Origin of the sequence: Rhodoferax saidenbachensis (genome assembly GCF_031457975.1) — a bacterium.
Lineage (GTDB): Bacteria > Pseudomonadota > Gammaproteobacteria > Burkholderiales > Burkholderiaceae_C > Allorhodoferax > Allorhodoferax saidenbachensis_A.
Map to the genome: position 1 here is coordinate 845207 of NZ_JAVDXO010000001.1, position 11365 is coordinate 856571.

The following is an 11365-nucleotide window of genomic DNA, read 5'->3' on the forward strand; positions in this document are numbered from 1 at the left end:
CCGGTGCTTAGGCGTACAGGGGGTTCACTTTGTCGGCGTTGATGCCGTACTTCTTGATGGCCTCTGCCACCTTGGCCACGGGCACCGTGCCGTCTTCGCTCAGTGCCTTCAGGGCGGCGACCACGATGTAGTGGCGGTTCACCTCGAAGTGCTCGCGCAGCTTGCTGCGGAAGTCGGAGCGGCCAAAGCCGTCGGTGCCCAGCACCTTGTAGGTACGGCCCTTGGGCACGAAGGGGCGAATCTGCTCGGCATAGGCCTTCATGTAGTCGGTCGATGCGACCACGGGGCCGGTGGACTTGCTAAGTTGCTCTTCCACAAACGGCACACGCGGTGTTTCCAGCGGGTGCAGCAGGTTCCAGCGGTCGGCGTCCTGGCCGTCGCGGGTCAGCTCGTTGAAGCTTGGGCAGCTCCAGACATCGGCGCCCACACCCCAGTCTTTTTCCAGCAGCTCTTGCGCGGCAATGCTTTCACGCAGGATGGTGCCCGAGCCCAGCAGCTGCACGCGCGGTGCTTTCTTGGTCAGCGCGGGGCCTTCCTTGCACAAATACATGCCCTTGATGATCTGTTCTTCGGTGCCGGCCTTCAGGCCGGGCATGGCGTAGTTTTCGTTCAGCAGCGTCAGGTAGTAGTAGACGTTGTCCTGCTTCTCCACCATGCGCTTGAGGCCATGGTGCAGGATCACGCCCACTTCGTGCGCGAAGGTGGGGTCGTAGCTGATGCAGTTCGGAATCGTGCCGGCCATGATGTGGCTGTGGCCGTCTTCGTGCTGCAGGCCTTCGCCGTTCAAGGTGGTACGGCCGGAGGTTCCGCCCAACAGGAAGCCGCGTGCCTGCATGTCGCCCGCCGCCCAAGCCAAGTCGCCAATGCGCTGGAAGCCGAACATGGAGTAGTACACGTAGAACGGGATCATGATCCGGTTGCTGGTGCTGTAGCTGGTAGCTGCGGCAATCCAGCTGCTCATGCCACCGGCTTCGTTGATGCCCTCTTGCAGGATCTGGCCCGCCTTGTCTTCCTTGTAGTACATGACCTGGTCTTTGTCGACCGGGGTGTACTTCTGGCCTTCGGGGTTGTAGATGCCCACTTGGCGGAACAGGCCTTCCATACCAAAGGTACGGGCCTCGTCCACCAAAATCGGCACCACGCGGGGGCCCAGGGCCTGGTCGCGCAGCAGCTGTGTCAAGAAGCGCACATAAGCTTGGGTGGTGGAAATCTCACGGCCTTCGGCCGTAGGCTCCATCACCGCCTTGAAGGTGTCCAGCGAGGGGACGGTGAAGCTCTCATCGCTCTTCACACGGCGATGTGGCAGGTAGCCGCCCAAGGCCTTGCGGCGCTCGTGCAGGTACTTCATCTCAGGGGTGTCGTCTGCGGGCTTGTAGAACGGCACATTGGGCAGATCGCTGTCGGGCACGGGGATGTTGAAGCGATCGCGGAAGGCCTTGATGTCCTCGTCCGTCAGCTTCTTGGTCTGGTGCACGGTGTTTTTGCCTTCACCGCTCTTGCCCATACCAAAGCCCTTGACGGTCTTGATCAGCAGCACGGTGGGCTGGTCTTTGTGGTTCACGGCCTTGTGGAAGGCGGCATACACCTTCTTGGAGTCGTGGCCGCCACGGCGCAGGTCGAAGATTTCTTCGTCGGACATCTTGGACACCATCTCCAGCGTGCGCGGGTCCTTGCCAAAGAAATGCTTGCGCACGTAGGCGCCATCGTTGGCCTTCATGGCCTGGTAGTCGCCGTCCAGCGTGTCCATCATCAGCTTCTTCAGGGCGCCTTCCTTGTCGCGCGCCAACAGGGCATCCCAACCGGAGCCCCACAGCAGCTTAATCACGTTCCAGCCCGCACCGCGGAATTCGCCTTCCAGTTCTTGCACGATCTTGCCGTTGCCACGCACCGGACCGTCCAGACGTTGCAGATTGCAGTTGATGACGAACACCAGGTTGTCCAGCTTCTCGCGCGCAGCCAAGCCGATGGCACCCAAGCTTTCCACTTCGTCCATTTCGCCATCGCCGCAGAACACCCAGACCTTGCGGTTCTCGGTATTGGCAATGCCGCGGGCGTGCAGGTACTTCAAAAAGCGCGCCTGATAGATCGCCATCAACGGGCCCAGGCCCATGGAGACGGTGGGGAACTGCCAGAACTCGGGCATCAGCTTGGGGTGCGGGTAGCTGGAGAGGCCCTTACCGTCCACTTCCTGGCGGAAGTTCAGCAGTTGCTCCTCAGAAAGGCGGCCTTCCAGGTAGGCGCGGGCGTAGACGCCGGGCGACACGTGGCCTTGGATGTACAGACAGTCGCCACCATGGCCTTCACTCTCGGCGTGCCAAAAGTGGTTGAAACCAGCGCCAAACAGGCTGGCCAGCGAGGCGAACGAACCGATGTGGCCGCCCAGGTCGCCACCGTCCACGGGGTGGTGGCGGTTGGCCTTGACCACCATGGCCATGGCATTCCAGCGCATGTAGGCGCGCAAGCGCTCTTCAATCTCGAGGTTGCCGGGGGAACGCTCTTCTTCCGAGGGCTCAATGGTGTTCACATAACCGGTGTTGGCCGAGAAAGGCATGTCAATGCTCTTTTGGCGCGCATGCTCCAGCAGCTGCTCCAACAGAAAGTGGGCGCGCTCAGGGCCCTCAGCTTCGATGACCGCGCTTAGAGCGTCCATCCATTCACGGGTTTCCTGACCGTCCACGTCGGACGTACCCAAAGGGTTTTGGGGAACTGCTGCCATTGATGTCTCCTTCTTGGTACTTTGGCGTAATTTAGTGCGGTAGCCCTAGTTTCTCATATTTATTTCTGCATTTCAAATCATGCCTAGTCATTTCACATAATGAACTCTCAAGAAACCGTATGTACCCTGCGCGTTCGCAGGGCGGTGGGCCCGTCCCCTACACTTGGGCAATGCCTTTTTACAAAGTGATTTCCCTTCCGAAACCCCTCGCCCTGCCCTCGGTGGGCGGCGCACGCCGCTGGTGGCAGCGGCTCACCCCGCATCGGCAAGACCGGGTGGCCATGCTGGCCCCGTTGGCCGCCGTGATGTTGTTTTTTGCCGCCATCGTCGCGGCCCTGGGCTACCTGCGCCTGGAAGAAATGGACCGCGAGCAAGAAGCCGTGCAGCGTGACGTGGAGTACACCCAGCAGCGGCTGCGCCTGCGCCTGCTGGAGCGGCAAGAGCAAATCATGCGCATTGCGCGCGAAGTGTCGGGCCGGGAGCTGGATGCTGATGACTTCCGCCTGCGCGCTGCCAGCATGATGGACCAGTACCCCGAAGTGCAGGGTATGGCCTGGGTCGACGACAAGCGCCGCACCCGCGCCAGCCAGGGCATGGGCGTTACGGCCAATGGCCCGATGCAGGCCTCCGGCGATGTCCTGGCCAAGGGCCAACGTGACAATGGCTTCTCCCTCACGCGCGAGGTCAACCAGCCGGTCTACATCCAGCACCCGCTGGCCAAGGAGGAAGAGCCGCTGCTGCAGATGTATGTGCCCTTGAGCGACCGCGGCCGTTTTGGCGGGGTACTGCTGACAGAATATTCGGTGGACGGTCTGTACCGTTACGGTGTGCCTTCCGAGGTATCCGCCCGCTACGCCGTGTCCCTGCAAGACGCCAGTGGTGCCCTCTTGGCCGGCACCAGCATCCCAGCGCGCAAGCTGGTGGGCCGCTTCCTACCTTGGTCCAACCCCGCCAACGAGTACTCCATGGCCGTGTCGCCCGTCGGCGGTGGGCTGGTCATCCGGGCCCAGGCCTACCGGGCCTCATTGGGGGTCATTGGCAGTGGTTTGTTCTGGCTGGTCAGCGCGTTGAGCGTAATGACCGCCTGGATGCTGATTGCCAATTGGCGCCACACGCGCAGGCGCGTGCAGGCCCAGCAGGCGCTGATGTCAGAGACCAATTTCCGCCGGGCCATGGAAAACTCCATGCTCACCGGCATGCGCGCCATGGACTTGCAGGGCCGCATCACCTATGTGAACGCCGCGTTTTGCCAGATGACGGGCTGGACCGAGTCGGACCTGGTGGGTCGCACCGCACCCTTCCCCTACTGGCCCGACGGGGACCGCGAGCACATGGCCTCGCGCCTGGAAGAAGAGATGCACAGCAACACCGCGCCCGGCGGCATCCAGGTGCGGGTGAAGCGGCGCGACAACACCCTGTTTGATGCCCGCCTGTACGTGTCGCCGCTGATCGATGCCATGGGCACGCAAACCGGCTGGGTCACCTCGATGACCGACATCACCGAGCCCAACCGCGTGCGCGAGCAGCTGTCGGCCTCGCACCAGCGCTTCACCACGGTGCTGGAGGCGCTGGATGCGTCCATCTCGGTGGCCCCCCTGGGCAGCGACGAACTGCTGTTTGCCAACAAGCTGTACCGCCAGTGGTTTGGCGTGCAAGCAGGCGGACACCTGCAACTGGTGGCAGAAGCTGGCATGCCGCATACCCCGCCCAATGACGAAGCCTCCGACAGTGTGGATTCGTTTGCCGGCCTCCCCACCACCGCCTTACCCGACAGCGACACGGAAAGTGCCGAGATCTTCATCACCGCCTTGGGCAAATGGCTGGAGGTGCGCACGCGCTACCTGAGCTGGGTAGACGGCCGCCTGGCCCAGATGGTGATTGCCACCGATATCACCACCCGCCGCCTGGCCGAAGAACAGGCCGCCACGCAGGCCGAACGTGCACAGACGTCCAGCCGCCTGATCACCATGGGCGAAATGGCGTCCAGCGTGGCGCATGAGTTGAACCAGCCGCTGACCGCTATCAACAACTACTGCAACGGCATGGTTTCGCGCATCAAGGCCAAGCAGATCTCGGAAGAAGACCTGCTGGTGGCGCTGGAGAAAACTGCCAAGCAGGCCCAGCGCGCGGGCCAGATCATCCAGCGCATCCGCTCCTTCGTGAAACGCAGCGAGCCCAACCGCACGCTGTCTGAGGTATCTACCATGGTGGCCGAGGCGGTCGAGCTGGCCGAAATCGAGCTGCGTCGCTTCAACGTGCGCCTGAACCACTATGTAGCGGCCCGACTGCCCATGGTACTGGTCGACCCCATCCTGATCGAACAGGTACTGGTGAACCTGCTGCGCAACGCGGCTGAGTCCATCGACATGGCGCTGCGCCAGACAGCGGAGCGCATCGTCGAGCTACGGGTGCTGCCGCGCCACATTGACAACAAACCCGTCATCGAGTTTTCGGTGCAGGACACTGGCAAGGGCCTGGCGCCCGAGGTGATGGCACGGTTGTATGAAGCGTTCTACTCCACCAAGGCCGACGGCATGGGAATTGGCCTCAGTTTGTGCCGCTCCATCGTCGAGTCGCACCTGGGCCGAATGACCGCGGAGAACATCTACAATGGCACGGAAGTGTCAGGGTGCCGCTTCTCTTTCTGGGTACCCCTGGCCGAGATCGGCACTCTGACCTATAAAGAGCCGCCTGCGCCCCAACCCAACCTCGGATAACTGAATGAGCTTGATCCCCAAAAAAGGAACGGTTTACGTAGTCGATGACGACGAAGCAGTGCGCGACTCCCTGCAGTGGCTGCTAGAGGGCAAGGGGTACCGGGTACGGTGCTTTGATTCCGCTGAATCCTTTTTGAGCCGCTACGACGCACGCGAAGTGGCCTGCCTGATTGTGGACATCCGCATGGGCGGCATGACCGGCCTGGAGCTGCAAAGCCGACTAATCGAAGCCAAGTCCCCCCTGCCCATCGTTTTCATCACCGGCCACGGCGACGTGCCCATGGCAGTAGACAGCATGAAAAAGGGCGCCATGGACTTCATCCAGAAGCCCTTCAAGGAAGACCAGCTGGTTAGCCTGGTGGAGCGCATGCTGGAGCACGCCAAAGACACCTTCGCCGACTACCAGCTTGCCGTCAGCCGCGACGCCCTGCTCTCCAAGCTCACGCTGCGCGAAAGCCAAGTGCTGGAACGCATCGTCGCCGGGCGCTTGAACAAGCAGATCGCCGACGACCTGGGCATCAGCATCAAGACGGTGGAGGCGCACCGCGCCAACATCATGGAAAAACTCAGCGCCAACACCGTGGCCGATCTGCTCAAAATTGCCTTGGGCCAGAACGCACCGAAAACCTGACGCTCCATTTTTTATAGCACCTCGCGCCCGCTCTGCCTCCGCTGCGGGCGTTTTTACTTGAAGACACGACCATGACAGCACCCTCCGCCCAGACCATCGATGGCAACGCCCTGGCCGCCCAACTGCGCGGCGACGTCGCCAGCCGCACCACCGCCCTCAAGGCCCGCGGCCTGACGCCCGGCCTGGCCGTGGTGCTTGTGGGTGACAACCAGGCCAGCCAGGTCTACGTGCGCAACAAGGTCAAAGCCTGCACCGACGCGGGCCTGCACTCGGTGCTGGAAAAGTACGACGCCACGATGACCGAGGCTGAATTGCTGGCTCGCGTGGACGCGCTGAACAACGATCCCAGCATCCACGGCATCCTGGTCCAGTTACCTCTGCCCGCCCATATTGATGCGCACAAGGTGATCGAAGCCATCTCGCCGGCCAAGGACGTAGATGGCTTTCACGTGGCCAGCGCTGGCGCCCTCATGGTCGGCCAGCCCGGTTTCTGGCCCTGCACGCCCTATGGCTGCATGAAGATGCTGGAGTCGATTGGCTTCAGCCTCAAGGGCAAGCACGCGGTGGTGATAGGCCGCTCCAACATCGTAGGCAAGCCCATGGCCATGATGCTGCTGCAGCAAAACGCCACCGTCACCATCTGCCACAGTGGTACCAAGGACCTCAAGGCCATGACACTCCAGGCCGATGTCATTGTGGCCGCCGTAGGCAAGCGCAATGTGCTCACAGCCGACATGGTCAAGCCCGGCGCCGTGGTGATCGACGTGGGCATGAACCGCGACGATGCCGGAAAACTGTGCGGCGACGTGGACTTTGTCGGCGTCAGCCAGGTGGCGGGCTACATCACCCCAGTACCTGGCGGCGTGGGTCCCATGACCATCACCATGCTGCTGGTCAACACGCTGGAAGCTGCCGAGCGCGACGCTGCCCAACGCGGGCTTGCATAAGCCTCGCGTGCCCTCAACTAGTTGTCATCTCCAATGTCCGAGCCTTTGCCCATGAATCCACTGTTAAGCACCACCGGCCTGCCCCTGTTTGACCAGATCCAGCCCGAGCATGTGCTCCCCGCCATGGACGATTTGCTGGCGCATGCGGAGCAGGCTTTGGAAAAAGTCACCGCAGCCGACTTCCCTGCGGAGTGGCACGCCATCGCGCGCGAACTGGACGTGACCACCGAACGGCTGGGCATGGCCTGGGGCGCAGTCAGCCACTTGAACAGCGTGGCCGACACGCCAGAGCTGCGCGCGGCCTACAACGCCGCGCTCCCCAAAGTCACCGAATTCTGGACCCGGCTAGGTGCCGACGAACGCCTGTACGCCAAGTACAAGGCCATTGATACCACCACACTGAACGCGGAGCAGCTGCAAGCCCACAAAAATGCAGTGCGCAACTTTGTGCTGGGCGGTGCCGAGCTGCAAGGCGCTGAGCGTGAACGCTTTGCAGCCATCCAGGAAAAGCAGGCCGAGCTGGGCCAAAAATTCAGCGAGAACACGCTGGATGCCACCGACGCCTTTGCCCACTACGCCACCGAGGCCGAGCTCGAAGGCGTGCCGCCCGACGCGGTGCAAGCCGCACGCGCGGCCGCCCAGGTTGAGGGCAAAGAAGGCTACAAGCTCACGCTCAAGATGCCCTGCTACCTGCCCATCATGCAGTTTGCCAAAAGCAGCGCTCTGCGCGCCGTGCTGTACCGCGCCTACGTCACCCGTGCGTCCACCGAGGCTGCTCCTGAGTTCCTTAAGTTCGACAACACGGCCGTGATCCGCGACATCCTGGCGCTGCGCGAGGAGGAGGCGCATCTGCTGGGTTACGCCAATTTTGGCGCGTTGTCCGTGGTGCCCAAAATGGCGGACTCTCCGGCTACGGTGATCACCTTCCTGCGTGACTTGGCACGCAAGGCCCGCCCGTTTGCCGAGCGGGACATTGCCGACCTGCGCGCCTTCGCCAAGACTGATCTGGGTCTGAACGACCCGCAGGCTTGGGACTGGCCCTACATCTCAGAGAAGCTCAAGGAGGCGCGCTACGCCTTCAGCGAGCAAGAGGTCAAACAGTACTTCACCGCGCCCAAGGTGCTTGCCGGGCTGTTCAAGATCGTGGAAACCCTGTTTGACGTGGAAATCCGCGAGGACAGCGCACCGGTATGGAATGCGGGCGTAAAGTTCTACCGCATCGAGCGCCGCAACGCCCAGGGCCTGCAGTTGGTCGGCCAGTTTTACCTGGATCCCACGGCCCGCAGTGGCAAACGCGGCGGTGCCTGGATGGACGATGTGCGTACCCGCTGGCTACGCCCGGACAACGGGCAACTGCAAACGCCGGTGGCCCACTTGGTCTGCAACTTTGCCGAAAGCGTGGACGGCAAGCCCGCACTGCTGACGCATGATGATGTGACCACGCTGTTCCACGAATTCGGCCATGGTCTGCACCACATGCTGACCCAGGTGAACGAACGCGATGTCTCGGGTATCAGTGGTGTGGAATGGGACGCGGTAGAGCTGCCCAGCCAGTTCATGGAGAACTTCTGCTGGGAATGGAACGTGCTGCAACACATGACCTCACATGTGGACACGGGTGCTGCCCTGCCCCGCGCACTGTTTGACAAGATGCTGGCCGCCAAGAACTTCCAAAGCGGCATGCAGACGCTGCGCCAGATCGAGTTCGCGCTGTTCGACATGCTGCTGCACACCGAGCACAACCCGTCGGATGACTTCCTGCCACTGCTGGAGCAGGTGCGCCAGGAAGTGGCGGTGCTGCAGCCGCCGGCCTGGAGCCGCGCAGCCCACACCTTCAGCCACATCTTCGCTGGCGGCTATGCCGCGGGTTACTACAGCTACAAGTGGGCCGAGGTACTGAGCGCCGATGCGTATGCCGCTTTTGAAGAAAGTGCCGACGCTCAGGGTTTGCCCAATCCGGAAACCGGAAGACAATACCGCATGGCTATTCTGGAGGCTGGTGGCAGCCGCCCCGCCATGGAATCGTTCAAGGCGTTCCGCGGGCGCGAGCCTTCGCTAGACGCCCTGCTGCGGCACCAGGGCATGACGGCCCACTGAACCCCACTGACAACCGCGTAGGATTGAACCCATGACACACCGCACTATTCACGCATGGTTGGGCGCCTCGGCCCTGGTTTTGGCGGCCTTTGCTGCCCATGGCCAGATGGTCTACAAAATTGTGGGGCCCGACGGAAAGATCACGTTCTCGGACAAGCCGCCAGCGGCCGACAAGGGCAAGATCGCCTCCACCGGCACCGGAGGCGCTGCAGCCGATGCCGCCAGTTCCAACCTGCCCTATGAGTTGCGTCAGGTGGTGTCCAAGTACCCGGTAACCCTGTATGCCTCGCCCCAGTGCGCACCGTGTGACTCAGCCCGAAGCCTTCTCAAGGGCCGTGGTGTGCCCTACACCGAACGCTCGGTCACCACTCCCGAAGACCTGGAAGCATTGACGCGCCTGGCAGGCGAGAACTCGCTGCCCTTTGGCACCATCGGTGGGCAGCGCTTGAAAGGCTTTTCGGACGCGGAATGGTCCCAATACCTGGACGCGGCCGGCTACCCCAAGACCTCTGCGCTGCCCAGCAACTACAAGTTCGCGACGGCCACGCCGCTAGTGGCACTGCAAAAACCTGCAGCCGCCACCCCCAAAGAGACGCCCAAAGCCGCGGAGCCAGCGCCTGCGCCAGCTGCCCCCGCTCCGTCGAACCCCGCAGGCATTACGTTCTAAACACCACCTTGCCCAACAAAAAGGCTGCCCTCAGGCAGCCTTTTTTGTGTCCGTTCAGTCGCCGTCAAAGCGTACGGTGCGCCACCGGCGTCTCTGGCACCGGGTAGCCCGCGGCGCCAAACGTGCTGACCACCGCCTTGTGGGTGTCAAAGTACACCTGCCAGTAGTGGTCGGTGTGTGTGTAGGGCCGCACACACAGCAGGGGTCCTTCGGGCGTGAACTGCAGAATCTCAATATCAGGCGCTGGCGTGGCGGCGACATTGGGAATGGCCGCCACCGCCGTTCGCAGGCGAGCAATTGCATCCAGCACGTCCACTCCGTTGGCCACCTTGGCCACGCAGTCCACCCGGCGGTACGACAGGGTGCTGAAGTTCTGGATGGAGCCCGAAAACACGGTGTTGTTGCCAACGATAGTGACCACGTTGTCAGGCGTGATGAGCGTAGTGCCAAAAAGTCCCAGTTCCTTGACCGTGCCAGTCACACCGCCTGCGGTCACAAAATCGCCCACCTTGTACGGGCGCAGCACCTGCATAAAGACACCCGCCGCAAAATGCGTGAGCAAGCCGCCCCAGGCCGTCCCAATCGCCAAACCCGCGCCGGCCAATAGGGCCGCAAACGACGTGGTCTGCACCCCGAAGATGTCCAGAATCGCCAGAATCAGAACCACGTTCAGGATCACGGACAAAATGGAATTGAGGTAGTTGGCCAGGGTCTGGTCCACCTTGCCACCGCGCTGCAAGGCGGCGCCCAGCAGCCGCAACGCCAGTGCAATCAACCAGCGGCCCACAATCCAGGCGCCTAAAGCGCCCAGCAGCTTGAGACCAAAGTCTGCGCCCTGTGTCGTCAAAAATGTCCAAATCACTTCCGTATTCATGCTCCTGCCCTCCCAAAAATAAAATAATGCTGGCGATGATAGCTTTGGGCGAAATGGGGAAACGTAAACGATGTGACGTACCGACGAAAAAAAGCCCGATCACAGATCGGGCTTTTTAAACTTTGGCGGAGACGGAGTCCACATTTAGGGTTTCTCAAGCGTTCTCACTGATTCTCAGAAGCTCTAGAAAACCTATGTAAATCAATGGTTTACGTGATTCTCCAGTGCTGACATTCGAGTTTTCCCATTGAATCGTGTCTTTGCACTGTTTATGGGATATTTAATGGGAATCAGAACTTCAAAAAGAATCACCGCTGGTGGACTACCTGGTCTATATAAGCGACCTGGCTACCACGCAGATGGCGATGGGCTATACCTTCACGTCATCTCCGCAACCTCGCGGTCCTGGTGTTTTCGCTACATGCGAAACCGGAAGCCACGGGAAATGGGCCTGGGCTCGGCTGACACCTGGACGCTCACTGAAATCCGGGAAAAGGTGGGCGATTTGAGACGGCAACTCAGGGATGGAATTGACCCCCTTGAGCAACGCCGACTACAAGTGTCTGCCGAAATCAGCGCCAAGGCAGAACGGTGTTGAATTTCGCTGAAGCTTGACCCGAGGGGGATGCAGCGTAAAACTTGGACTGGTTTATGTTGTAAATCCAAGGCTCTCCCGGTATTCAATGGGACTGCGTGAGCCAAGGGATATCTTGATG

At 61.4% G+C, this 11365-nt stretch carries 8 protein-coding genes; 6 read left to right on the forward strand and 2 right to left on the reverse strand.

Annotated elements, in window-relative coordinates:
* Nucleotides 1-7 precede the first annotated feature (7 nt).
* Nucleotides 8-2716, reverse strand: coding sequence for a pyruvate dehydrogenase (acetyl-transferring), homodimeric type (gene aceE, locus J2X15_RS04030; RefSeq protein ID WP_310339656.1), 2709 nt, complete (start codon nucleotides 2714-2716; stop codon nucleotides 8-10).
* Nucleotides 2717-2886: 170 nt separating this feature from the next.
* On the opposite strand from aceE, the gene J2X15_RS04035 reads away from it, so the two are divergent.
* From J2X15_RS04035 to J2X15_RS04055, 5 genes are all read left to right on the forward strand, one after another.
* Nucleotides 2887-5433 (forward strand): PAS domain-containing sensor histidine kinase, encoded by a 2547-nt coding sequence (locus J2X15_RS04035; RefSeq protein ID WP_310339658.1) that lies wholly within the window; start codon nucleotides 2887-2889, stop codon nucleotides 5431-5433.
* A gap of 4 nt (nucleotides 5434-5437) precedes the next feature.
* Nucleotides 5438-6064 carry a response regulator transcription factor gene (locus J2X15_RS04040; RefSeq protein ID WP_094478892.1) on the forward strand — a complete coding sequence of 209 codons (627 nt, stop codon included), beginning with the start codon at nucleotides 5438-5440 and terminating at the stop codon, nucleotides 6062-6064.
* A gap of 71 nt (nucleotides 6065-6135) precedes the next feature.
* Nucleotides 6136-7011 (forward strand): bifunctional methylenetetrahydrofolate dehydrogenase/methenyltetrahydrofolate cyclohydrolase FolD, encoded by an 876-nt coding sequence (folD, locus tag J2X15_RS04045; RefSeq protein WP_310339660.1) that lies wholly within the window; start codon nucleotides 6136-6138, stop codon nucleotides 7009-7011.
* Nucleotides 7012-7062: 51 nt separating this feature from the next.
* A complete protein-coding gene (locus J2X15_RS04050) occupies nucleotides 7063-9108 on the forward strand; it encodes a M3 family metallopeptidase (RefSeq protein WP_310339661.1) in 2046 nt (681 codons plus the stop codon).
* Between the two features lie 31 nt (nucleotides 9109-9139).
* Complete coding sequence (locus tag J2X15_RS04055) at nucleotides 9140-9775, forward strand: glutaredoxin domain-containing protein (RefSeq protein WP_310339662.1); 636 nt, start codon at nucleotides 9140-9142, stop codon at nucleotides 9773-9775.
* A 64-nt stretch (nucleotides 9776-9839) separates the two neighbouring features.
* Here the strand turns inward: J2X15_RS04055 and J2X15_RS04060 are convergent, their stop codons facing one another.
* Entirely contained in the window at nucleotides 9840-10649 is an 810-nt protein-coding gene (locus tag J2X15_RS04060; protein WP_310339663.1) for a mechanosensitive ion channel family protein, read from the reverse strand.
* Nucleotides 10650-10932: 283 nt separating this feature from the next.
* Here J2X15_RS04060 and J2X15_RS21215 point away from each other — a divergent pair, with 283 nt between their 5' ends.
* Nucleotides 10933-11247 carry an Arm DNA-binding domain-containing protein gene (locus J2X15_RS21215; protein WP_409034247.1) on the forward strand — a complete coding sequence of 105 codons (315 nt, stop codon included), beginning with the start codon at nucleotides 10933-10935 and terminating at the stop codon, nucleotides 11245-11247.
* Nucleotides 11248-11365 lie beyond the last annotated feature (118 nt).